Origin of the sequence: Herbaspirillum huttiense (assembly GCF_047300815.1) — a bacterium.
In the GTDB taxonomy this organism is placed as follows: domain Bacteria; phylum Pseudomonadota; class Gammaproteobacteria; order Burkholderiales; family Burkholderiaceae_D; genus Herbaspirillum; species Herbaspirillum huttiense_A.
The window spans coordinates 774,171-796,019 of the sequence record NZ_CP178608.1 but is presented as its reverse complement, the minus strand read 5'-3'; the positions used below and the strand labels follow the sequence as shown (position 1 = coordinate 796,019).

The 21,849-nt window shown below is 64.1% G+C and carries 19 protein-coding genes; 7 read left to right on the top strand and 12 right to left on the bottom strand.

The window, feature by feature from the left end:
• Nucleotides 1-47 precede the first annotated feature (47 nt).
• Nucleotides 48-833 carry a lysophospholipid acyltransferase family protein gene (locus ACLRDN_RS03735; protein ID WP_134221403.1) on the top strand — a complete coding sequence of 262 codons (786 nt, stop codon included), beginning with the start codon at nucleotides 48-50 and terminating at the stop codon, nucleotides 831-833.
• Between the two features lie 52 nt (nucleotides 834-885).
• Nucleotides 886-1,869, top strand: coding sequence for a M48 family metallopeptidase (locus ACLRDN_RS03730; RefSeq protein ID WP_413459019.1), 984 nt, complete (start codon nucleotides 886-888; stop codon nucleotides 1,867-1,869).
• A 25-nt stretch (nucleotides 1,870-1,894) separates the two neighbouring features.
• Here the strand turns inward: ACLRDN_RS03730 and ACLRDN_RS03725 are convergent, their stop codons facing one another.
• The 9 genes from ACLRDN_RS03725 to ACLRDN_RS03685 all read right to left on the bottom strand — a co-directional run bounded on the left by ACLRDN_RS03725 (nucleotide 1,895) and on the right by ACLRDN_RS03685 (nucleotide 14,312).
• Entirely contained in the window at nucleotides 1,895-4,018 is a 2,124-nt protein-coding gene (locus ACLRDN_RS03725) for a TonB-dependent receptor (protein WP_413459018.1), read from the bottom strand.
• A gap of 204 nt (nucleotides 4,019-4,222) precedes the next feature.
• The gene (locus ACLRDN_RS03720) at nucleotides 4,223-5,506 is read right to left on the bottom strand and encodes a chloride channel protein (RefSeq protein WP_413459017.1); all 1,284 of its coding nucleotides are present in this window, start codon (nucleotides 5,504-5,506) and stop codon (nucleotides 4,223-4,225) included.
• A gap of 153 nt (nucleotides 5,507-5,659) precedes the next feature.
• Nucleotides 5,660-6,064: a lactoylglutathione lyase gene (gene gloA / locus ACLRDN_RS03715; protein WP_039790136.1), complete on the bottom strand. Its 405-nt coding sequence runs from the start codon at nucleotides 6,062-6,064 to the stop codon at nucleotides 5,660-5,662.
• A 106-nt stretch (nucleotides 6,065-6,170) separates the two neighbouring features.
• Complete coding sequence (locus tag ACLRDN_RS03710; RefSeq protein WP_413459016.1) at nucleotides 6,171-7,766, bottom strand: EAL domain-containing protein; 1,596 nt, start codon at nucleotides 7,764-7,766, stop codon at nucleotides 6,171-6,173.
• Nucleotides 7,767-8,020: 254 nt separating this feature from the next.
• Entirely contained in the window at nucleotides 8,021-8,398 is a 378-nt protein-coding gene (locus ACLRDN_RS03705) for a hypothetical protein (protein WP_413459015.1), read from the bottom strand.
• 163 nt (nucleotides 8,399-8,561) lie between these two features.
• Entirely contained in the window at nucleotides 8,562-9,344 is a 783-nt protein-coding gene (gene rsmA / locus ACLRDN_RS03700) for a 16S rRNA (adenine(1518)-N(6)/adenine(1519)-N(6))-dimethyltransferase RsmA (RefSeq protein WP_413459014.1), read from the bottom strand.
• A 26-nt stretch (nucleotides 9,345-9,370) separates the two neighbouring features.
• Nucleotides 9,371-10,393, bottom strand: a complete 1,023-nt coding sequence (pdxA, locus tag ACLRDN_RS03695) for a 4-hydroxythreonine-4-phosphate dehydrogenase PdxA (RefSeq protein ID WP_413459013.1) — start codon at nucleotides 10,391-10,393, stop codon at nucleotides 9,371-9,373.
• Nucleotides 10,394-10,516: 123 nt separating this feature from the next.
• Nucleotides 10,517-12,004 carry a peptidylprolyl isomerase gene (locus ACLRDN_RS03690; protein ID WP_413459012.1) on the bottom strand — a complete coding sequence of 496 codons (1,488 nt, stop codon included), beginning with the start codon at nucleotides 12,002-12,004 and terminating at the stop codon, nucleotides 10,517-10,519.
• Nucleotides 12,005-12,029: 25 nt separating this feature from the next.
• A complete protein-coding gene (locus ACLRDN_RS03685) occupies nucleotides 12,030-14,312 on the bottom strand; it encodes an LPS-assembly protein LptD (protein WP_413459011.1) in 2,283 nt (760 codons plus the stop codon).
• Between the two features lie 97 nt (nucleotides 14,313-14,409).
• Here ACLRDN_RS03685 and ACLRDN_RS03680 point away from each other — a divergent pair, with 97 nt between their 5' ends.
• The 5 genes from ACLRDN_RS03680 (at nucleotide 14,410) to upp (ending at nucleotide 19,526) form a co-directional block, all read left to right on the top strand.
• Complete coding sequence (locus ACLRDN_RS03680; protein ID WP_413459010.1) at nucleotides 14,410-15,441, top strand: aminoglycoside phosphotransferase family protein; 1,032 nt, start codon at nucleotides 14,410-14,412, stop codon at nucleotides 15,439-15,441.
• Nucleotides 15,442-15,451: 10 nt separating this feature from the next.
• The gene (murU, locus tag ACLRDN_RS03675) at nucleotides 15,452-16,168 is read left to right on the top strand and encodes an N-acetylmuramate alpha-1-phosphate uridylyltransferase MurU (RefSeq protein ID WP_413459009.1); all 717 of its coding nucleotides are present in this window, start codon (nucleotides 15,452-15,454) and stop codon (nucleotides 16,166-16,168) included.
• Nucleotides 16,165-17,511, top strand: coding sequence for a Xaa-Pro aminopeptidase (gene pepP / locus ACLRDN_RS03670; RefSeq protein WP_413459008.1), 1,347 nt, complete (start codon nucleotides 16,165-16,167; stop codon nucleotides 17,509-17,511). Before murU ends, pepP begins: the two co-directional genes overlap by 4 nt.
• A gap of 107 nt (nucleotides 17,512-17,618) precedes the next feature.
• Nucleotides 17,619-18,767: an FAD-dependent monooxygenase gene (locus ACLRDN_RS03665; protein ID WP_413459007.1), complete on the top strand. Its 1,149-nt coding sequence runs from the start codon at nucleotides 17,619-17,621 to the stop codon at nucleotides 18,765-18,767.
• A gap of 111 nt (nucleotides 18,768-18,878) precedes the next feature.
• On the top strand, nucleotides 18,879-19,526 hold the full coding sequence (gene upp, locus ACLRDN_RS03660) for a uracil phosphoribosyltransferase (RefSeq protein ID WP_006461705.1): 648 nt from the start codon (nucleotides 18,879-18,881) through the stop codon (nucleotides 19,524-19,526).
• Between the two features lie 85 nt (nucleotides 19,527-19,611).
• On the opposite strand, the gene ACLRDN_RS03655 is transcribed toward upp, so the two are convergent.
• From ACLRDN_RS03655 to panD, 3 genes are read right to left on the bottom strand one after another with little or no spacing between them, the layout of a single operon-like run.
• Nucleotides 19,612-21,051 (bottom strand): NAD(P)(+) transhydrogenase (Re/Si-specific) subunit beta, encoded by a 1,440-nt coding sequence (locus ACLRDN_RS03655; protein ID WP_413459006.1) that lies wholly within the window; start codon nucleotides 21,049-21,051, stop codon nucleotides 19,612-19,614.
• Nucleotides 21,048-21,362 (bottom strand): NAD(P) transhydrogenase subunit alpha, encoded by a 315-nt coding sequence (locus tag ACLRDN_RS03650; protein ID WP_034335569.1) that lies wholly within the window; start codon nucleotides 21,360-21,362, stop codon nucleotides 21,048-21,050. The genes ACLRDN_RS03655 and ACLRDN_RS03650 overlap by 4 nt, the downstream gene beginning before the upstream one ends.
• A 60-nt stretch (nucleotides 21,363-21,422) precedes the next feature.
• Nucleotides 21,423-21,785, bottom strand: coding sequence for an aspartate 1-decarboxylase (panD, locus tag ACLRDN_RS03645; protein ID WP_008325650.1), 363 nt, complete (start codon nucleotides 21,783-21,785; stop codon nucleotides 21,423-21,425).
• Nucleotides 21,786-21,849 lie beyond the last annotated feature (64 nt).

Sequence of the window (21,849 nt, the reverse complement as noted above, 5' to 3'; positions counted from 1 at the left end):
CTGCGAACGCGCAGCCAACCCCATTCATTACAACAACATGCTTCGGCATGGGAGAAACGATTTTGCGCCTTGTCCTGATTCTGCGTTCGGTGATCTTCATGGTCTTGATGGCCGTGGCCACCATCATCTGGTCCTTCGCCTGCCTGCTGTCGGCCCCCTTCCCCTACGCCCAGCGCTACTGGTGGACTTCACGCTGGAACGTCTTCGTGATCTGGACCGCGCGCGTCATCTGCGGCATCCGCTACGAAATGCGCGGCACCGAGAACCTGCCCGATGCCCCGGTGATCCTGCTCTCCAAGCACCAGTCGGCCTGGGAAACCATCTTCTACGTCATCAACATGCCGCGTCCGCTGGTGTTCGTGTTCAAGAAGGAACTGACCTACATCCCCTTCTTCGGCTGGGGCATCGGGCTCTTGCGCATGATCCCGATCGATCGCAAGAAAGGCCGCGACGCCTTTGCGCAAGTGCTGGAACATGGCCGCCGCCGTCTGCGCGATGGCCAATGGATCATGATGTTCCCGGAAGGCACGCGCACTGCCGTGGGCTCGCAGGGCAAGTACAAGGCCGGTGGTTCGCGCCTGGCCGTGGAAACCAATACGCTGGTGGTGCCGGTGGCGGTGAACTCGGGCGAGTGCTGGCCCAAGGGCAGCTTCGTCAAGAAGCCGGGCGTCATCACGGTCTCGATCGGCAAGCCGATTTCGCCGGAAGGCCTGAATCCCCAGGAATTGAACGAGCGCGTCGAAAATTGGATAGAATCCGAGATGCGCGTGATTTCGCCGGACGTCTACAAAAACAGCGCGCCCCGGCCGGCCGCCTCGACTGCATCGCAGTAATGCCGCGCGGCCAACTCCTTAGCCAACAGCAACACAGGACGCCGCGACTGCCTTGATACTGCTCCGCAAACCCAAACCCAATCCCGACCAGCTCTCGCTGCAACTGGATTTGTTTGGCGCGCCCGCCGCTGCCCCGGCAGCGGCGCCCGTCGATCCGGGTCCGGCGTTGCCGTCACCTACGGTGCAGCCGCCGCTCATCGTGACACCGCATCCGGTCGTCCACGCGGCACCGCTGCCGACACCCCTCATTCCCGAGCCGCCCTCACCTCCCAGCCCGCTGCTGGCCCCGCCGACCACGGCCCGTCCGGCCGATGGCAAGCGCCGCATCCAGCTGGGCGAGCACACCATCGATTTCGCGCTGCTGCGTTCCAAGCGCCGCACCATCGGTTTCCTGGTCAGTGATGAAGGGCTGCGTGTGACCGCGCCCAAGTGGGTCACCTTAGCCGAGATCGACAACGCCATCCGCGAGAAACAGCGCTGGATCCTCTCCAAGCTCAACGAGCGCCGCGAGCGTTCGGCGCGCCGCCTGCAACCGCAGATGCAATGGCGCGATGGCGCCACCCTGCCCTACCTGGGGGCCGATATCACGCTGCGCATCCGCACCGGCCAGCGCCAGGCGGTGTTCCTCGACGAGCTCACGCGCGAACTCAACATCAGCCTGCCGGCCGACGCCGGCGAGCAGCAATTGAAGGATCGCGTCCAGGGCTGGCTACAGGCGCGCGCCGAAGAACTGTTCGGCAAGCGGCTCATGATCTATGCCGAGAAGCTGGGCGTGCAATACCGCTCCTACGCACTGTCCTCGGCCACCACGCAATGGGGCTCCTGCACGTCGGATGCGCACATCCGCCTGAACTGGCGGCTGATGCATTTCGCGCTGCCACTGATCGATTACGTGATCGCGCATGAACTGGCGCACCTGCGCGAGATGAACCACAGCCCGCGCTTCTGGGCCACGGTGCAATCGATCTTCCCCGAATTTGAATCGGCCAAGAAGGCCTTGCGCGACAGCGCAGCCGAGACCATGCCGATCTTCTGATCGGCCGGGTCCCGCCCTTGCTCAATCAAAAGCGTACGTTCACGCCCACGTCCAGCGAGCGCCCGTAGCCCGGCAAGGCTTGCAGGCTGCCGCTTCTGGTTTTGGCCAATCCCGACAGGTAGACCCCGCCCAGCGCATCCGCGTAGTTGCGATTGAACAGGTTGCTGATGCCTGCGCTGACGCTGATGGCCTGGTTGAATTGATAGCTGCTGCGCAGGTTGAAGACGGTATAGCTGGCAGTGACCGGCTCCAGGCGATTGCTGTCCACCAGTGTCTTGCGTGCGACATAGTTCACTTCCGCACGATTGGTCCACGCGCCCTGCTGCTGCTCCAATGCGGCCAGCACGTTGAAGGGCATCATGTGATACAGGTTGCCGCCATCGACGCGCTTGCCGCGCGTGAGGCCGGCCTTGCCGGTGAAGGCGATGTCCCCCAGTCCGGCAGTGCGCAACAGCGGCCACTTCCACGAGGCGTTGATGCCATACAGACGGGCATCGTGATTGGCGAATTGCAGCAGCGCACCCGAGGCGGTGCTGACGCTGTAGGGATTGAAGCGGCCGATGACGTCGGCATCGATGTAGTTCTCGACGTAGCTGAAATACGGCGTCAGCTTGAAGAACCAGCGCGGTCCGTTGCCGTCCTTGTCGGCCGCATGCCAGTCAGCGGTGGCCGAGAGCGTATGCGCCACTTCCGGCTTGAGATCGATGTTGCCCACGTAGCCGTTGCCATCGCCGAACCAGTTGGTCATGGTCATGGCCATGGTGCCGCGGCCCCAGGTGTAGCGCTCGTAGAGATTGGGCGAACGCGTTTTGCGGGCATAGCCGACTTCCCAGGTCTGACCGGCGTCGGGCGTGAAGCGCGCCAGTGCAGTGAGGTCGATGTTGTTGTCGGTCTTCGCATGGCCGCGGGCATTGAAGGCATTGGCCGCCGTCAGGTCAGCCATGTTCATCATGTTGGTGCCATAGGATTGCACGTTGCCGGCATCGGTCTTGACCAGCTCGTCGCGCACACCCACGATCGTGCTCCAACGTTCATTCAACTTGCCTTCCCACTCGGCGAAGAGGGCGTAACGATCGCGCTTGCCGTCGTTGATGTTCACATAGGTCCGGGGGCCCATCATCATCGAGCCCGGTACGGCCGGCCAGTCGTCATCCAGATGGAAGCTGTGGTATTCGTTGCCCACGCGCAGTACGCTGCGGCCCTCGGGCGCGAGATCGAACTCGGCGCGCAGCGTGTAGCCGAGATCACGGCCCTGCGTCTGCATGGGCATGGTGCCGGTGCGTTCTGCGCTGAAGAATCCCATCTCATGCTCGGTCCGTTGCCAGTACACGCGGCCCAGCAGCTTGCCCCAGTCGAAGCGACGCTCATAGCCCAGGTTGGCAAAGGTGGAGCGGTTGCCGGTCATGTCCATGTACTGATTGGGGAAGCCCTGGTAAGGGATGTATTGCTGTCCGGCCTTGAACACCAGTTGCTGTCCTTCGCCGCGCGCGGCCACCGTCACCGCGTGGTTGTTGCTCTCGAACTGGCTGCCCAGCACCTTGTCGCCACGGCCGTTGAGGTAGCTCTCGGCCCGCGACTGGCTGGCCACGTAATGCACCGAGAGACTGTCACTGGCCACTGTCCCCTCCACCGACGCCGACACTTCCGAATTGACGCTGCGTGCGGCCACCGAGAAGCCGCCCTTGGTCAACAGCTCCCCGGGCTGTGCTGCGAACTGCGGTGCCGGCGAAGCCAGTTCGATGGTGCCGCCGATGCTGTCGCCACCGACGCTGACCGGCGTGATGCCGGCCATCACGCGCGTGACCCCGACCTGCGCGGGCGGCATGTAGGACATGGGTGCGTTCATCTGGTTGCCACAGGCGGCAGTCACCTCCATGCCATCCAGGCGGATCTTGAGGCGGTCGGCAGCGAAGCCATTGAGCACCGGCAGCGCCGAAACACCGCCCGCTGCAGCGCTGGCGTAACCAGGTTGATCGGCCAGCAGCGCAGCGCTGTCGGCGTTGAGCGGCACCGTTGCGGCAGGCTTGTCACCGCGTACGGTGACGGTCGGCAAGGGCGCATCGGCCGCTTCAGAAGTGGTCTGGGCCAGAGCGTGGCCACAAGCGCTGAAGGCCAGCGCGATAGCGCAGGCACAAGGAGTGAGTTGCATGGAAATCCCCAGGGGTTGTCGTTATCGGTCTGCCTGTCTGTGCAGGCAGGTGCAGCGGGCGATTATGGCCATGCAAAACGACGAGGGAGTGCGACATATTGTCGCGCGCGGCACGACAGAATGACGAAGGCGGCGCGCAAGCGCCCGGGGAGCGGGTGTCGGCGGCTGCGTCAAATTGACGCAGCCTTTCGACGATGTGTAGCGTCAGTGCTTGAGATAACGTTCGGCCAGCGTTTCGTAGAGCGGTGGTGCGAATACCTTGGAGACCGCAGAGGCAATCAGGGCGGTTGCCATCAGCGAGATCACCAGCGCATGGCCGTCGACCATTTCCATCACGATCACGAAGGCGGTAATCGGTGATTGCGTCACCGCCGCCAGATAGCCCACCATCGCCAGCGCCACCAGCATCGGCAGCGAGGTGCCACCGAAGAGCAGGTGCAGCAGGTTGCCGAAGCCGGCGCCGATGGACAGCGAGGGCGCGAAGATGCCACCCGGCAGGCCCGGCAGGTAGGAGCCGATCATGGAGGCGAACTTGAGGAAGGGATAGAACACCGACAGCCCCTGCCCGTCATTGAGCAAGCCATGCGCCTGCTCGTAGCCGCTACCGAAGGTGGCCCCGCCGGCCGCCACGCCGATGACCGCGACGATGAAACCGCACAGCGCCGCAAACACCACCGGACGCTCAGCGCGAAGGGTCACCACGGGAGCAGGAATCCAGCGCGCGGGATTCAAGATGAGCCAGCAGAAGAGCCCGCCGGCCACGCCCATGAGCACCGCCGTCACGATGACGGCAAGGATCAGGCGGCCACTGGTTTCGCCAGGGAAGGCAATCGAGCCGAAGTAGGTGTAGTTGCCATTGATCGACAGCGCCACCAGGCCGGCGAAGATGATGGTGGTAATGACCACGCCGCTGGCGCGCTGTTCGAAGCTGCGCGAGAGTTCCTCGATGGCGAAGACGATGCCCGCCAGCGGCGTATTGAAGGCCGCCGCCAGGCCGGCGGCAGCACCGGCCAGGATCAGGCGGCGCTCCATGTGCTCGTATCCGGCTGGATACAGGCGGCGCAGGTTGACCATGATGGCCGCACCGATCTGCACCGTCGGTCCTTCGCGCCCGATGGTCATGCCGCCGGCGATGGCCACCACCGACAGCACGACCTTGCCAACCAGTACGCGGATGGACAGCAGAACGCTGCTACGTTCAGTGGTATCCCCATGCAGGGTGGCGATGGCCTGCGGGATGCCGCTGCCTTCGGAGCCCGGGAAGTAGCGGCGCGTGAGCCACACGCAGGCGGCACAGACAGACGGCGTCAGCAGCAGCGGCAGCCAGGGCGACCTGTGTTCGATGCTGCGAAAGAAGCCGAAACCGATCTCGATGGCCTGTGCATAAAGCACGGCGACCAGGCCGACGATGATGGCGCCGCTCCAGAGGATGCCGTATTCGACCCACAGCCGGCGCAGGTGGCTTTTGGAGAGTTGGTAGAGGCTCAATTGGCGTTCCTGTTCTTGTTCTGTTGATGCGGAGTTACGTGGATGCGTGGATGCATCCTCATGGACACGGCCTGCGCTGCGAAAATCCCGCAGCAGGTCCGCACCATGAAAAAAGCCCGCGTGAGCGGGCTGGCAGGCTGACAGCGGCTTGCCTCAATCGGCGGCGCTGTACTGTTCCTTCTTCTGGATGAACTCGATCTTGTAGCCATCCGGATCGGTGACGAAGGCAATCACGGTCTTGCCGTGCTTCATCGGACCGGCTTCGCGGGTGACCGCGCCGCCCTTGGCCTTGACCGCCTCACAGGCAGCGTAGGCATCGTCGACCTCGATGGCGATGTGGCCGTAGCCGGTGCCTAGGTCATAGGATTCGGTATCCCAGTTGTGGGTCAGTTCAAGCACGGTGTGATCGCGTTCTTCGCCGTAACCGACGAAGGCCAGCGTGAACTTGCCGTCGGGGTAGTCATTCCTGCGCAGCAGTTTCATGCCCAGCACCTGGGTATAGAAATCGATGGAACGGTCCAGATTTCCCACGCGCAGCATCGTATGCAACATTCTCACTTGGCGACTCCTTTTCATGGCTAACGTGAAGCAAGCCGACATTATCCCTGATTTGCCGCGCGCTCGCCCACGGGCCGCCGGGCGCGCACTGGCACACGCTGTACTGTCAGTCCTGGTCGGTCCCGCGCAGGCGGTGGATCTGCTCTTCCAGGGCGTTGATGCGGTAATGCAGCCGGCGCTCGGTGCTGATGTCAACGATGACGCCGTACCAGCGCACGATGCGTCCCTCGGCATCGGCATGGGGCGAAGCGCGGCTGCGCATCCAGCGCCACTGTCCATCGGGCCAGAGCACCCGGAACTCGGTACTGAAGGGACGCCCCGTGGGGATGTTGGCCAGCCATTCCTGGCGCACCCGCAAACGGTCTTCCTCGGGCATGCGCGCCAGCCACTGCTGGTGGCGCTCCGTGGTGGTCAGTTCGGGCAGCCATTCGAAGGTCGGCCCGATGTAGTCGATCACGCCTTGCGCGTCCGCGGCCCAGGGGATGTTGGGGCTCAGGTCGATGGCCCGATGGAAATGCTCTTCACTGTCGCGCACGGTGCGCTCGGCGCAGACCCGCGCCGTGATGTCCACGGCCGAGCCCGAGATGCCCAGCATTTCACCCAGGTCGCTGCGCACCAGCTGGAAGGCCAGCAGCGAAGTGCGCCCGGTGCGTGAGTTGAAGAATTCCATGGGCGCGGGCGCTGCCCCATCGACCACCTCGGCCACCATCTGCAACAGTGGGCGGTGTTCACTGCGGTCCAGCAGGTCGATCACGGGACAGCCCTCCAGGTCGCTGCCGGCATTGCCGCCGAGCAGGTCGATCATCATCGCATTGGCGCTGACCACCCGCAGCAGCGGGTCGAGGAAGCACAGCCCCACCGGCGCGCTGCGGTAGAGCGAATCAAGCTGGTGCCAGCGCTGGAAAGGCGATGTATCGATACCGGCACTGTGGCGCTGCCAGACGCCGCGCTCACCGATGGCGCGCGCGGCGTCGGCCAGCGGGGCCGGACGGCCGAGATGGAAGCCCTGCCCGAATTCGCAGCCCATGCGCTTCAACAGGTGGGCGTGGTGTTCGGTCTCGATACCTTCGGCCACCACGTGCATCTTCAGGCTCTGGCCCAGCCCGGCCACCGCCAGCACGATGCGAAAGTTGTCCGGATCCTGGTCCATCGTGCGCACGAAGCTGGCGTCGATCTTGATCTCGTCGAAGGGATAAGACTGCAGCCGCGTCAGGCTGGAATAGCCGGTGCCGAAATCGTCCAGCGACAGGCTGGCACCGGCCTTGCGCGCGGCCAGGATGGTCTGCAGCGTGCGCTCGTGGTCCTGCACCAGCACCGTTTCGGTGATCTCCAGCTGCAGGCGCGACATGGGCAGGCCATGGGCATGCATGACGGCGGCCAGCCGCTCCAGCAGGCCGGTGTCGAGGAACTGGCCGGGCGACAGGTTGATCGCCAGCCGCAGCTCGGGCGGCCAGTGACACAGGCTGGCGGCCACCGTATCGAGCAGCTTGAGCAGCAGCGCATCGAGCACGCCACCGCGTTCGGCCACCTCGATGAAATCGATGGGAGAGACCACGCCGCGCTGCGGGCAGGTCCAACGTGCCAGCATCTCGAACCCGGCGATGCGGCCAGTCCGCAGATGTACCAAGGGCTGCAGCGCAGGCCAAAGGTGGCCAGCGTCGAGGGCGGTCCTGATGTCATCGGCAGCGATGGGGGCCATCATCTGGAGTGCGTCTCCTTGCTGTTGGGCAATGCGCGCCATTTCGTCATTCTGACGAAACGACAGGGCCTATTATGCTGACAAAATGCCAATCGCTTCGTCATTATGTAGCGTTTTATTGACGATTTGCTTGTCCGGCGGCTCCTTTTTCAGGCTGGCGAAAAAAAACGGGCAAGCCGCAAAGCTTGCCCGTTTCCCTCAAGATGGCTTGCGCCGGGATGTCCCGCCTCCTCGGAGGAACTGGTTTTACGCCAGGTTTAGCGGCCGTAGTAGGAGTAATAATCCGGACGGTCGTCGTAGCGATAGGTGCGCACTTCGGTGCGCTCCACATAGCGCACCGGACGCGGCGGCGGCGGTGCATAGTAACGCGGCTGCTCATAGACCACTTGCTGCGGCGGCTGGTAATACACCGGCTGCGGCGCCTGGTAGTAGACCTGTTGCGGCGGGGCTTGGTAGACCGGTGCCGGCTGCGCGTTGGCGATCAGTGATCCGATGGCGACGGCACCGATGATGCCGGCAGCAATGGCCACGCCGTTGCCGCCCCGATCATGCGCCATCGCAGGCGTGCTGACGACGGCGGCCGAAGCCAGAAGTGTGGTGGCGATCAATACCGATGCGATTTTTTTGCTGGCCATGATTGGCTCCTGTCAAAGAAGTCCGCGATCTGTCGCGGCACGATTCCAATATAAGACAGGTTCAGCTTGAAACTACGGAATATGAAACTTCGTTACAGTTCTTACGGGTCGCGGCGCGGCTGTAATAAAGTGCGACAGCCGCACTGCGCGCCCCACGCCGGCCTCAGGCCTGGCGCACCGCCAGCAGGTTGGCCAAGGCCACGAACTGTTCCACCGGCACCGCTTCCGGGCGTGCCTGGGGATCGACGCCGGCCTGGCGCAATTCGTCTTCCGTGAAGAGGCCCGCCACGCAGTTGCGGATCACCTTGCGGCGTTGGGAGAAGGCCTTCGTGACGACCTGCTCCAGCAAGGCCTGCTCGCAGGCCATGGGCTGTGCCAGCGGGATCATGCGCACGATGGCCGAATCCACCTGCGGTGGCGGATCGAAGGCAGTCGGCGGCACCACGAACAGCAGCTCCATGTGATAGCGCCACTGCAGCATCACCGACAGGCGGCCATAGGCCTTGCCGCCCGGCTCGGCGACCATGCGCTCGACGACTTCCTTCTGCAGCATGAAGTGCTGGTCCTGCACCTGCGGGGCGATCTCGGCCAGGTGGAACAGCAAGGGGCTGGAGATGTTGTAGGGCAGGTTGCCGACCACGCGCAGCTTGCGGCCTTCGGGGACCGGGATGCTGGCGAAGTCGAACTTGAGGGCGTCGGCTGAATGCACGGTCAGGCGCTCGGCGCTGAAACGTTTCTTGAGGCGCTCGACCAGGTCGCGGTCCAGTTCCACCACGTGCAGGTGGCGCAATTGTTCCAGCAGCAGCGTGGTCATGGCCGCCAGGCCCGGGCCGATCTCGACCATGGCATCGTCGGCGGCGGGCGCGATGGAGGCGATGATGTCGTACAGCACCACGTCATCGGTGAGGAAGTTCTGGCCGAAGCGTTTGCGCGGGATGTGTTTCATGGGGGTTCCAGTGGGTTCTTGCAATCTCAGGCGGCGGCCCGGCGGCGCGCCATGTCGGCGGCAGCGCGGATGGCCACGCACAGGCTGCCATGGTCGGCGTGGCCCAGGCCGGCGCCGGCCAGGTCCAGGGCCGTGCCATGGTCGACCGAAGTGCGGATCAGGGGCAGCCCGAGGGTGATGTTGATGCCATGGCCGAAGCTGGCGAATTTCAGGACCGGCAGGCCCTGGTCGTGATACATGGCCAGCACGCAATCGGCCTCTTCCAGGTATTTGGGCTGGAACAGCGTGTCGGCCGGATAGGGACCGCGCGCATCGATGCCGCGCGCGCGCGCCGCTTCCAGCGCGGGCGTGATGACATCGATCTCTTCGCGGCCCAGGTAGCCGTTCTCACCGGCGTGCGGGTTCAGGCCCGTGACCAGGATGCGCGGACGAGCGATGCCGAACTTCTCGCGCAGGTCCGCTTGCAGGATATCGAGCGTGCGCGCCAGGCTCTCGGCGGTGATCGCGGCCGGCACATCCTTCAGCGCCAGGTGCGTCGTGGCCAGGGCTACGCGCAGGTGCGGAGCATCCCCGCCGGCCAGCATCATCACCACTTGCGGGGTGCCGGTGACTTCGGCCAGGTATTCGGTGTGGCCGGTGAAGGCCACGCCGGCATCGTTGATGGTGCTCTTCTGCAGGGGCGCGGTGACGATGGCGGCAAAAGCACCCGAGAGCGCGCCCTGTACCGCCAGGTCCAGCGTCTGCAGCACGGCGCGGCCATTGCGTGCATCCAGCACGCCGGCGCGCACCGGTTCGGCCACCGGACAATCGATCACGGTCAGGCAATCCACCGGGAAAGCGGGCAGGCCGCTGTTGCGCCAGGCCTGGATGGAAAGCGCGGCGACCCGCATCTGCGGATCGATCTCATAGGCCGTCTGCGCCAGCAGGGCAGCGTCGCCCAGCAGGATGCAGCGCGCTTCGTGGCGCAATTCCCAAGCGGCACGCAGGGAAATTTCCGGACCGATGCCTGCCGGTTCGCCGCAGGTCAGCGCGAGGATGGGTCGGTTCATGGCGGTCTCACTCATGGCCTGTGAAGGCAAAAACGGGCTTCAAAAAGGCAAGGGCCGGCAACAAGGCCGGCCTCTCTTGCACGCATGGGGACAGCCCGCTGGCTACCCCTGATGGTGCAGCGATCAGTCGTCGTTACGATACTCGACGTAGGCTCGGTCGCGGATCTGGCGCATCCAGTCCTCGGTGGCTTCCTCGATCTTGCGGTCGCGGATGGCCTGGCGGGCGGCCTGGCGAGTACGCTCCTTGGAGGCGTCGTCGGTCTTGCGCTCGACTACCTGGATCAGGTGATAGCCAAACGGGCTTTCCACGGGCTGGCTGACTTCGCCCGGTTTCAACTGGTCCATGGCGCGCTCGAACTCGGGTACGGTGTCGCCCGGATAGATCCAGCCAAGGTCGCCGCCCTTGGAGGCGGACAGGTCATTGGAATACAGCTTGGCCAGTTCCTCGAAGGTGGCCGAACCGTGGTCCAGGCGCTCCTTCAACTCGGTCAGCTTGCGCTTGGCTTCGGCTGCCGAAACGACCTGGTTGACCTTGATGAGGATGTGGCGCACATGGGTCTGCTGCACGGCCGGGGCGGCAGCCTGGGTGTTGCCGGCGGCGCGGCGGCCGACCAGCTTCAGGATGTGGAAACCGTTGCCGCTCTTCAGGAGGCCGCTGACCTGGCCATCCTGCAGCTTGGCGACGCCATCCAGGAAGAGCTGCGGCAGGCGATCGGCCGGACGCCAGCCGAGGTCGCCGCCGGAAAGAGCATCCGACGAATCGGAGAAGGCGGCGGCGGTCTTGGCGAAGTCCGCACCGGTCTTCAACTGGCGCAGCACGTCTTCGGCGCGTTCACGGCGCGCGGCCAACTGTTCGGGGCTGGCATTCTCGGGCACGCGGATCAGGATCTGGGCGATGTCCAGTTCCTGGCGCTCACCACCGGCATTGGATTCGGCAGCGAGGTAATTGTCGATCTCGGACTCGGTGACCACCACCTTGTTGTCCACTTCACGCTCGCGCAGGCGCTGGCTCAGGATTTCGCGGCGGATCTCTTCGCGGAAGCTGGCGTAGTTCATGCCTTCGGCTTCGAGGCGGGTGCGGAATTCGGGGATGGACAGCTTGTTCTGCTCGGCGATGCGCTGCATGGCACGGTCCAGCATGGCGTCGTCGACCACGATGCCGTTTTCCTTGGCCATCTGCGCCTGGGCGCGTTCGACGATCATGCGTTCGACCAGCTGGCGCACCAGTTGCTGGCGCGGCGGCAGCTGCACGTTCTGCGCGGCCATGCGCTTTTCGACGCTGGCCAGGCGCTCGGCGACTTCCTGGCGGGTGATGACTACATTGTTGACCACCACCAGGATCGAATCCACCGGACGCGGCTCCACGCGCGCGCTGGCCGCGGCCGGCGCGGAGGCGGCTGGCGCCGCCGGGGTGGCCGGCTTGCTGGCAGCCGGCTTGGCAGCAGCCTTGGGGGCGGCCTTGGCCGGAGCGCTGCCGGTGGTCTCCGGCGGGGTCACCGGAATGATGGTAGTGGCGAACTGCGCATGCGCATTGCTGATCACGCCCAGCATGCACAGCAGCGCGGTCACTGTTTTGGTTGTAGCGAGGAGTGGAGTACGCATATTACGCATGGACTAATCGTTGGTTCGAAAAAGGTTAGAAGTTGTTGCCGGGCATGGTGTTCGGCAGGTTCACGTTCTGGTAACCGGGCACGCTGCTCTTGATGGCATCCATCGGGTTGGACCCGATCTTGGAGAGGCCGTTGAGTTCGAGCTGGATGAAGAAGCCCGTCGAGGCCTTGGTGGACGAGGTCGGGATGCGTTGCGCCACCACCCGGAAGACCCAGCAATCGGCCTTGTATTCGAAGCCGGCCAGGCCTTCGGCAACAGTGCGGTCGGGAATCGAGTAGTTCAAGCGGCCCACGGCGTAGATGCGCTGGGTGAGCGGCCACTGCCCGGACACATCGACCTGCTTGAGCGGATCAAGCACGCCGGTGTAGGGACTGATGTAGGTACGGTCGAGTCGGTATTGCAGGTTCAGCACGCGCTTGGGGGCAGGCTGCCAGCGGATGCCGAACGTCGAACGCACCATCTGGCGCTGGGTCTCGCTGTACTGCACCGTGTTGTCGGTGGAGAACTCGCGGGTGATCTGGCCGCCCAGGGCCAGCAGCAGGTCCGACTTGCTGCCCAGCGTGGTGGTGGTGGAACCGCTGATGGCCACCTTGGGGTCGGTAAGGTAGTAGCGCTGGCCGATTGCCGCGCGTAGGCGTTCCAGTCCGTTTTCCTCGATCAGGCGCGTAGTGACGGCGGCGGTCAGCTGGTTGGCATCGCTGATGCGGTCATGGCCGACGAAGCGGTTTTCAGTGAAGATCTGTGCGAAGTTGAAGTCAGCCAGGCCCGAATCAAAGACCGGGAACTGCGACTGGTCACGATAAGGGGTTCGCACGTAAAACAGGCGCGGTTCCAGCGTCTGGGTCATGCTGCGGCCGAGCAGGTTTGATTCGCGCTCGAAGATCAGCCCCGAGTCCAGCGACAAGGTCGGCAAGGTCCGGCTGAAGCTGGTGGGCTGGCCGGCGTTGACATTGTTCAGGTTGTAGCTGGTGGCATCCACGCTCACCTTGGGGGTGATGAAATAACCCGGACGGATGATGGGATAGGACACCGTCTGCGTGACATAGGCGCGATCACCGCCCACCAGGCTGCCGCTGGAGAAACGCGTGAAGTCGGCAACCGTATTGAAGTCGAAGCCGCCGATGTCGTAGCGGTTTCCGGTGAAGGTGATCTGCGGCACCCGGTCGTAGGGCTTGCCGATCGGCGCGTTGACGTCCTGCAGCAGCTGGTATTTGGATACCAGGCCCACCACGCTCCAATAGGTGCTGGAGTAGCTTAGGCTGACGTTACGCGGCAGCAGGCGTTGCGTGGTGGCGGTAATGGAGCGCGAAAAGTCCGAAGGATAGTCGTTATCGGATGCCTTGTTCAGGTTCCAGCCCAGTTGCAAGCCCGGGGCCAGTGTCTGGTTGTGAATGGAGGACAGCGAATAACGGCCGGTGCCGGTCACACGATCCTCGATCCCTTCCACGTTGGTGATGCCGCTGTAGCTATCGCCCCGGTAACGTGTCTCGGCACCCAATTGCAGCCCGCGGCGTGCGATGTACCGGGGTACCAGCGTCAGGTCGTAATTGGGCGCCAGGTTGAAGTAGTACGGCACCGAGATCTCGGCGCCACCGTTGGTGGTCATGCCGATGGTCGGCGGCAGCACGCCCGACCGACGCTCGCCCGACAGCGGGAAGGACATCCAGGGCGAGCCCAGGATCGGCACATCCTTGAAATACACCAGCCCGCCACGCATGACGCCTTCATCCCGGCCGCTGTCGAGATCCATGGTGTTGGCGCGCAGATACCAGTCGGGATCGGGCGCCTCACAGGTGCTGTAGGTCCCCTGGGTTACCTTGGCCTGGTCGTCGGAGAGGAAATCGATGCGCTGGGCCTTGCCGCGGCCACCGCTCTTGCCGATCAGGTACGTGGGATTGGTCACGTAGCCGGCGCCGGTGCCCATGTTCATCTCGGCGTAGTCGCCGGTGTACTGGTCCTGCAGTCGCTGCATCCAGACGTGGCCGGTGGCCTCGACTTCATCCTGGATGATGCGGTATTCGGCCTTGTCGGATTTGATGGTGGTCGCAGCCTTGACCAGTTCCACGTCGCGATCCAGGTTGACCTGGCGGTCGGGACGGCCGGTCATCTGCTCGGCGCTCACATTGACCGGGGCGTCCTGGTCCTGTGCGGGCGGCGCGGCGGGCGCAGGCGCGGGCATGCTCATCTGGGCGTGCACCGACAGCGGCAACAGGGCCGAGGCCGAAGCCACTACCATTGCCGAAGAGAACAGACGCGCCAGCCGCCAGTTGACAGTACGTTCAGTGAAAGACTTGGAAAACCGGATCATGAAAAGAGAGGCTAGATACCGTGCAGGCGGATTTTTTGGGTTTAATCCCTTATTATATGGGAACTCAACCTCGTCAAACGATTTCCTCAGATAGTTCATGTCTTCACCTGGTTCCACCCCCGATCTCCGCCTGTCCGAACTGCAAGCCTGGCTGGCCACCCTGGCCGATACCCCGGTGCTGTCCTCCACCCTGCGCCCGGCCTCGGCCGACGCCAGCTTCCGCCGCTATTTCCGGGTGGATACACCCGAGGGCGGCAGCGCCATCGTGATGGATGCCCCGCCGCCGCAGGAAGACGTCCGCCCCTTCGTGAAGGTCGCCGGCCTCTTCGGCGAGACCGGGGTGACCGTGCCGAAGGTACTGGCGCAGGATACCGAGCGCGGTTTCCTGCTGCTCTCGGACCTGGGTTCCACGACCTACCTCTCGCAGCTCTCGGCCGACAGCGCGCACGCACTATACATGGATGCGATCGAGGCACTGGTACTTTTACAAGCGCAAAGCAAACCCGAGGCCCTGCCCGAATACGACCGCCCGCTGCTGCTGCGCGAGCTGGAACTGTTCCGCGAGTGGTATATCGGCAAACACCTGGGCGTGACCCTCACCGACGAGCAGAACGCGGTGCTGGACAAGACTTTCGACGCCATCCTGGCCAACAACCTGGCCCAGCCCCAGGTCTACGTACACCGCGACTATCACTCGCGCAACCTGATGGTGCTGCCCAAGGGCAACCCGGGCATCCTGGACTTCCAGGATGCGGTCTATGGCCCCATCACCTACGACCTGGTCTCGCTGCTGCGCGACGCCTACATCCAGTGGGATGAGGAAATGGTGCTGGACTGGGCCATCCGCTACTGGGAAAAGGCACGCCGCGCCGGCCTGCCGGTCACGCCCGACATCGATACCTTCTACCGCGACTTCGAATGGATGGGCCTGCAGCGTCACCTGAAGGTGCTGGGCATCTTCGCACGCCTGTGGCATCGCGACGGCAAGGATGGCTACCTGAAGGACATCCCGCTGGTGATGGAATACACCCTCAAGACCGCGCGCCGCTACGTGGCCTTCACGCCGCTGGTGCGCCTGATCGAGAAGCTCGAACAGGAACACGCGCCCAAGTTCGGCTATACCTTCTGAGGCGCCCTGCATGAAAGCCATGATCTTCGCAGCCGGCCGCGGCGAGCGCATGCGTCCGCTGACCGATACCTGCCCCAAGCCGCTCTTGAAAGTACGCGGCCGCCCGCTGATCGTCTGGCAGATCCTCTCGCTGGTACGCGCCGGCATCACCGAGATCGTCATCAATCACGCCCACCTGGGCCAAATGATCGAAGACACCCTCGGTGACGGCAGCCGTTATGGCGCAAAGCTCTTTTATTCACCTGAAACGACCGCGCTGGAAACGGCAGGCGGTATCGCCCAGGCCCGCCACCTGCTGGGTGAAGAACCCTTCATCGCGATCTCCGGCGACATCTGGTGCCCGCACTTCGACTACAGCGAACTGCTGAGCGTGCTGGAAGACGAGGACCCGTGGGGCAATCCGCTGCCGCATGACAAGCGTGACCTGGCCTGGCTGTACCTGGTCAAGAACCCGCCCTTCCATCCCGAGGGCGACTTTGCGCTCAACAACTTCGCCATCGCCAACGAGGGCCAGCCCAAGCTGACCTTTGCCAACATCGGCGTGTATCGCCCGGAAATGTTCGACGGCATCGCGCCCGGCAGCCACGCCAAACTGGGACCGCTGCTGCGCCAATACGCCGACCAGGGCCGCATCGGCGGCGATGTGTATCGCGGCGCTTGGCACAACGTCGGTACCATCGAACAACTGGAAGCACTGAACCTGCCACCGCAAGGAACCCGACCATGAGCTTCGACGCCACCCCCTTCGCCGCCCGCCGCGCACGCCTGCTGGCCAGCCTGCAACAAGCCGGGGGCGGCGTGGCCATCATCCCGACCGCGCCCGAGGTGATGCGCAATCGCGATGCCGATTATCCGTATCGCCACGACAGCTACTTCTACTACCTGACCGGCTTCACCGAACCCGAAGCGGTGCTGGTGCTGGTGGCCGGCAAGGAAAACCGCAGCATCCTGTTCTGCCGCGACAAGAACCTGGAACGCGAGATCTGGGACGGCTACCGCCACGGCCCGCAGGCCGCGCAGCAGCTCTTCGCGCTCGATGCAGCCCATCCGATCGAGGAGCTGGACAAGAACATGCCCGCCCTGCTCTCCGACGCCCGCGCCGTCTATTACGCGCTCGGCCAGGACGACCAGCGCGATGCCCAGCTGCAGCGCTGGCTGCAGGGCGTGCGCGCACTGGCCCGCAGCGGCGTGTCCGCGCCCGGCGCGGTGGTCGATGTGAGCGTGCTGCTCGATGACATGCGCCTCTTCAAGGACGCCTACGAGATCGACGTGATGAAGCGCGCCGGCATCATTTCCGCCGAAGCGCATTGCCGCGCCATGCGCATCTGCCGCCCCGGCCTGCGCGAATATCACCTGGAAGCCGAACTGCTGCACGAATTCCGCCGCAACGGTTCGCAGTATCCGGCCTATGGTTCCATCGTCGCCACCGGTGCCAACAGCTGCGTGCTGCACTATCGCGCGGGCGACGCCGAAATCAAGGACGGCGACCTGGTCCTGATCGACGCCGGCTGCGAACTGGACAGCTACGCCGCCGACATCACCCGCACGTTCCCGGCCAATGGCAAGTTCAGCGGGCCGCAGAAGGCGCTCTACGAGATCGTGCTGGCCGCACAAGCTGCCGCCATCGCCGAAACCGCACCGGGCAAGCGTTTCATGGATGGCCATGACGCCGCCGTGCGCGTGCTGGCGCAGGGCATGCTCGACACCGGCTTGCTGGACAAATCCAAGGTCGGCTCGCTGGAAGACGTGCTCGAAAAAGGCGACTACCGCCAGTTCTACATGCACCGCACCGGCCACTGGCTGGGCATGGATGTGCATGACGTGGGCGACTACCGCGACCCTGCCACCGCCGATGGCAGCAAGCCCTGGCGCACGCTGCAGCCGGGCATGGTGCTGACCATCGAACCGGGCATCTACGTGCGTCCCGGCGAGGGCGTGCCGGAGCAGTTCTGGAACATCGGCATCCGCATCGAGGATGATGCGCACGTGACACCCTCCGGCTGCGAATTGCTGACCACGGGCGTGCCCACCAGGGTCGATGACATTGAAGCGCTGATGCGCCAGCGCTAAGCGCTCGTCTCCCCAAGGCCGCGCATGCGCCGGATCAAGCCCGGCCGGCGCGGCTCCGCTACAATGAGGCCTTCCTGAATCTTCTGCAGAAGGCATTTCCCGGCATCATGGAATCCGTCGATTTCGACCTCATCATCTGCGGCGGCGGCCCGGTCGGCCAGAGCGTGGCCGGCCTCTTGGCGCGCCGCCAGTTGTCCGCCGCGCGCATCGCGCTGGTGGACATGAAGTCTCCCGAACAAGCCGCCGCTGACCCCCGCACCATTGCCCTCTCCTACGGCAGCCGCCAGATCCTCGATGAACTGGCTGCCTGGGACGCCATCGGCCGCAGCGCCACCGCCATCGAACAGATCCACGTTTCGCGCCGTGGCCATTTCGGCCGCACCCTGCTGGACCGCAAGGATTATCAATTGCCTGCACTGGGCTACGTGGCGCGCTATGGCCAGGTCAACCGCGCCCTTGCCTCGGCCATCGCACCGCTGGGACTGACCCAGATGCGCCCCGCCGAAGCACAGGAGATCACGGAAGAAGACGACCACGTCGCCGTCACCCTCAAGGAGGGCAGCGTGCTGCGAGCACAACTGGTGATCCAGGCCGAGGGCGGCGTCTTCGGAGAACAGCAGCAAAAAAGCCTGCAGCGCGACTACCAGCAACTGGGCATCATCGCGCACGTGCAGGCCGATGGCGTGATCGCCCATCGCGCCTTCGAACGCTTCACCGATGAAGGCCCGCTGGCCCTGCTGCCGCAGGATGATGGCTATGCGCTGGTGTGGTGCGTACGCCCTGCCACCGGCGAAGCGTTGCTGGCACTGGACGATGCCGCCTTCCTCGCGGCCCTGCAGCGCACCTTCGGCGAACGGGTGGGCCGCTTCACCCGCATCAGCGCGCGTCACGCCTTCCCGCTGGGCTTGAACGCCCGCCCCGGCCAGAGCCGGCGCGTGGTGGCCATCGGCAATGCTGCACAAACCCTGCATCCGGTCGCCGGCCAGGGCCTGAACCTGGGCCTGCGCGACGCCCGCGTGCTGGCCGATGTGCTGGCGCGTGAGGTCTCGCCCGAAGCCCTGCAGGCCTTCGAGCGCCAGCGCGGGCAGGATCGCGGCCTGACCATCCGGCTCACCGACCTGATGGCGCGCATCTTTGCCGGCTCGCCCCAAGGTTCGCCCCTCCAGGCGGCACTGGGCCTGTCGCTGGGCGCGATCGACCTGCTGCCGGCAGCACGCGGCTTGCTGGCCGAACAGATGATGTTCGGTCGCCGATGAAGTGAACAATGCTGCAGTCGCGCGACGTCCCGGCGTCGCGCAGGCGGTCAGGAAATGCGACAATGCTGACTTGCGGCACTCGCCGCTCCACCCAGCAGATACGCATTTGCCATGAAACAAGACCCGCGCTTCAAGAATCTCTTCATCCTCGACCATCCGCTGATCCAGCACAAGCTGTCGCACATGCGCGACAAGCGCACCTCCACCCGTACCTTCCGCGACCTGCTGCGCGAAATCACGCTGCTGATGGGTTACGAAATCACGCGCGACCTGCCGCTGACCACCGAGACCATCGAAACCCCGCTGGTGACCTATGAAGCGCCGGTGATCGCCGGCAAGAAGCTGGCCGTGGTGCCGGTGCTGCGCGCGGGCGTGGGCATGAGCGATGGCCTGCTGGAACTGATCCCCTCGGCACGCGTGGGCCATATCGGCGTCTATCGCGACGAAAACCACCTGCCGGTGGAATACCTGGTCCGCCTGCCGGACCTGCAGGACCGCATCATGATCCTGTGCGACCCCATGGTTGCCACCGGCAACTCGGCCGTCTATGCCGTGGATGCCCTGAAGAAGCGCGGCGTGCCGGCTTCGCATATCGTCTTCGTGGCCCTGGTGGCGGCACCGGAAGGCGTGCAGGTGTTCGCTGATGCCCATCCGGATGTGAAGCTGTACGTCGCTTCCTTGGATTCCCACCTGGATGAGGATGCCTACATCGTGCCTGGGCTGGGCGATGCGGGAGACCGCATTTTCGGGACCAAGTAAGCAGCACCTTCGGACTTCACGGTTCCAAGACAAAACGGGTTGCGCATCGCTGCGCAACCCGTTTTTTCATTGAGGCTGGGGAAGATCAGTCCACTGCCTTGACCATATCTTCGATGACCTTCTTGGCATCGCCAAAGACCATCATGGTCTTGTCCATGTAGAAGAGCTCATTGTCCAGACCTGCATAACCGGCCGCCATGGAGCGCTTGTTTACGATCACGGTCTTGGCCTTGTAGGCTTCCAGGATCGGCATGCCCGCAATGGGCGACTTGGGATCCTTGGCCGCCGGGTTGACCACGTCATTGGCCCCCAGCACCAGCACCACATCGGCCTGGGCGAATTCGCTGTTGATGTCTTCCATCTCGAAGACTTGGTCATAGGGCACTTCGGCCTCGGCCAGCAGCACGTTCATGTGGCCCGGCATGCGCCCGGCCACCGGGTGGATCGCGTATTTCACGGTCACGCCATTGTGGGTCAGCTTTTCGGTCAATTCCTTCAGCGCATGCTGCGCGCGTGCGACGGCAAGCCCGTAACCCGGCACGATGATGACCGTTTCTGCATTTCCCATCAGGAACGCCGCATCGTCGGCCGATCCCGACTTGACGTTGCGCTGCTGCTGCGCCCCGCCACCGGCGGCCGCCGCTTCACCACCGAAGCCGCCCAGGATCACGTTGAAGAAGGACCGGTTCATCGCCTTGCACATGATGTAGGACAGGATCGCGCCGGACGAACCCACCAGCGAACCGGCGATGATCAGCATGGAATTGTTCAGCGAGAAGCCGATGCCCGCCGCCGCCCAGCCGGAATAGCTGTTGAGCATCGAGACCACCACCGGCATGTCCGCCCCGCCAATCGGGATGATGATGAGCACGCCCAGCGCAAAGGCGATGGCGGCCATGATGATGAAGGGCAGCCAGTTTTGCGTCAGCACGAAGATGATGCCGAAACCGATCATGGCCACCGCCAGCAGCAGGTTCAGGAAATGCTGGCCGGCGAAGTTGACCGGCGCACCCTGGAACAGGCGGAACTTGTACTTGCCCGAAAGCTTGCCGAAGGCGATCACGGAACCCGAGAAGGTGATGGCCCCCACGAAGGTGCCGATGAACAGTTCGACCCGGTTGCCCACCGGGATCAGCTGCCCGTGCGCCGAAATGCCCAGCGCCCACGGCTCGGCCACCGCCGCCACCGCGATACAGACCGCCGCCAGACCGATGAGCGAGTGCATCGCCGCTACCAGTTCGGGCATCTTGGTCATCTCGACGCTGCGCGCCAGATAAGCGCCGATACCGCCACCGACGATCACGCCGGCAGCCACCAGCAGGTAACCAATGTCACCGGAAGGATTGGCACCCTCCCCCTTGAGCTTGACGATCAGCGCCAACGTGGTCAGCACGGCGATGACCATGCCGGCAATGCCGAAGCTGTTGCCACGGCGCGCCGTGGCCGGGTGCGAGAGGCCCTTCAGGGCCTGGATGAAGCAGATCGATGCGATCAGGTACAGCAGGGTCACCAGGTTCATGCTCATGCTCGTTCTCCCGACTTGGCCTTGGGCTCTTTCTTCTTGAACATTTCCAGCATGCGCTGGGTCACCATGAAGCCGCCGAACACGTTCACCGCCGCCAGCGCCACGGCCAGCGTGCCGGCGATGCGGCCCACCGTGCCTTCGGTGAGGCCCGCGGCCAGCATGGCGCCGATGATGATGATGGCCGAGATGGCATTGGTCACCGCCATCAAAGGCGTGTGCAAGGCCGGGGTCACCGTCCAGACCACGTGGTAGCCAACGTAGATGGCCAGCACGAAGATGATCAGGTTGATGATGGTGTGGCTGACTTCCATGGTGTTCCTCCTTGTGAGGCAGCCCGCCGGTGAAACGGGCCGCATGGTTCTTGTCGAGGGTCAGATTGCCTTGAGGCTGGTGATGCGGTTCTTGTCGTCCACGAAGACCACCTTGGGCTTGTAGCTGGCGACTTCTTCATCGCTCATCGGGGCGTAGGTACAGATGATGAGCAGGTCGCCCAGGTGCGCCAGGCGGGCCGCGGCGCCGTTGAGTGAAATCTCGCCGCTGCCGCGCTTGCCGCGAATGGCGTAGGTGGAGAAACGTTCACCGTTGTTGACGTTGTAGAGTTCGATCTTCTCGAACTCACGGATGTCGGCGGCTTCCAGCAGGTCTTCGTCGATCCCGCAGGAACCTTCATAGTTCAGGTCGCACTGGGTGACCGAGGCGCGGTGGATCTTCGCGCGCAGCATGATGCGTTGCATGTACTTCTTCCTTCTTGTTTCAAAAGTGATGGGCGTGAGGGGGACTGAAAACGCCCGGGTTTTC

Excerpts from the sequence above, each read along its gene's own strand:
- murU (WP_413459009.1), top strand. The coding sequence starts at position 15,452 with ATGAAAGCCATGATCTTCGCAGCCGGCCGCGGCGAGCGCATGCGTCCG.
- pepP (WP_413459008.1), top strand. The coding sequence starts at position 16,165 with ATGAGCTTCGACGCCACCCCCTTCGCCGCCCGCCGCGCACGCCTGCTG.
- ACLRDN_RS03705 (WP_413459015.1), bottom strand. The coding sequence starts at position 8,398 with ATGGCCAGCAAAAAAATCGCATCGGTATTGATCGCCACCACACTTCTG.
- upp (WP_006461705.1), top strand. The coding sequence starts at position 18,879 with ATGAAACAAGACCCGCGCTTCAAGAATCTCTTCATCCTCGACCATCCG.
- ACLRDN_RS03655 (WP_413459006.1), bottom strand. The coding sequence starts at position 21,051 with ATGAGCATGAACCTGGTGACCCTGCTGTACCTGATCGCATCGATCTGC.
- ACLRDN_RS03665 (WP_413459007.1), top strand. The coding sequence starts at position 17,619 with ATGGAATCCGTCGATTTCGACCTCATCATCTGCGGCGGCGGCCCGGTC.
- ACLRDN_RS03690 (WP_413459012.1), bottom strand. The coding sequence starts at position 12,004 with ATGCGTAATATGCGTACTCCACTCCTCGCTACAACCAAAACAGTGACC.
- ACLRDN_RS03725 (WP_413459018.1), bottom strand. The coding sequence starts at position 4,018 with ATGCAACTCACTCCTTGTGCCTGCGCTATCGCGCTGGCCTTCAGCGCT.
- pdxA (WP_413459013.1), bottom strand. The coding sequence starts at position 10,393 with ATGAACCGACCCATCCTCGCGCTGACCTGCGGCGAACCGGCAGGCATC.
- ACLRDN_RS03680 (WP_413459010.1), top strand. The coding sequence starts at position 14,410 with ATGTCTTCACCTGGTTCCACCCCCGATCTCCGCCTGTCCGAACTGCAA.
- ACLRDN_RS03650 (WP_034335569.1), bottom strand. The coding sequence starts at position 21,362 with ATGGAAGTCAGCCACACCATCATCAACCTGATCATCTTCGTGCTGGCC.
- rsmA (WP_413459014.1), bottom strand. The coding sequence starts at position 9,344 with ATGAAACACATCCCGCGCAAACGCTTCGGCCAGAACTTCCTCACCGAT.
- ACLRDN_RS03735 (WP_134221403.1), top strand. The coding sequence starts at position 48 with ATGGGAGAAACGATTTTGCGCCTTGTCCTGATTCTGCGTTCGGTGATC.
- panD (WP_008325650.1), bottom strand. The coding sequence starts at position 21,785 with ATGCAACGCATCATGCTGCGCGCGAAGATCCACCGCGCCTCGGTCACC.
- ACLRDN_RS03710 (WP_413459016.1), bottom strand. The coding sequence starts at position 7,766 with ATGATGGCCCCCATCGCTGCCGATGACATCAGGACCGCCCTCGACGCT.
- ACLRDN_RS03685 (WP_413459011.1), bottom strand. The coding sequence starts at position 14,312 with ATGATCCGGTTTTCCAAGTCTTTCACTGAACGTACTGTCAACTGGCGG.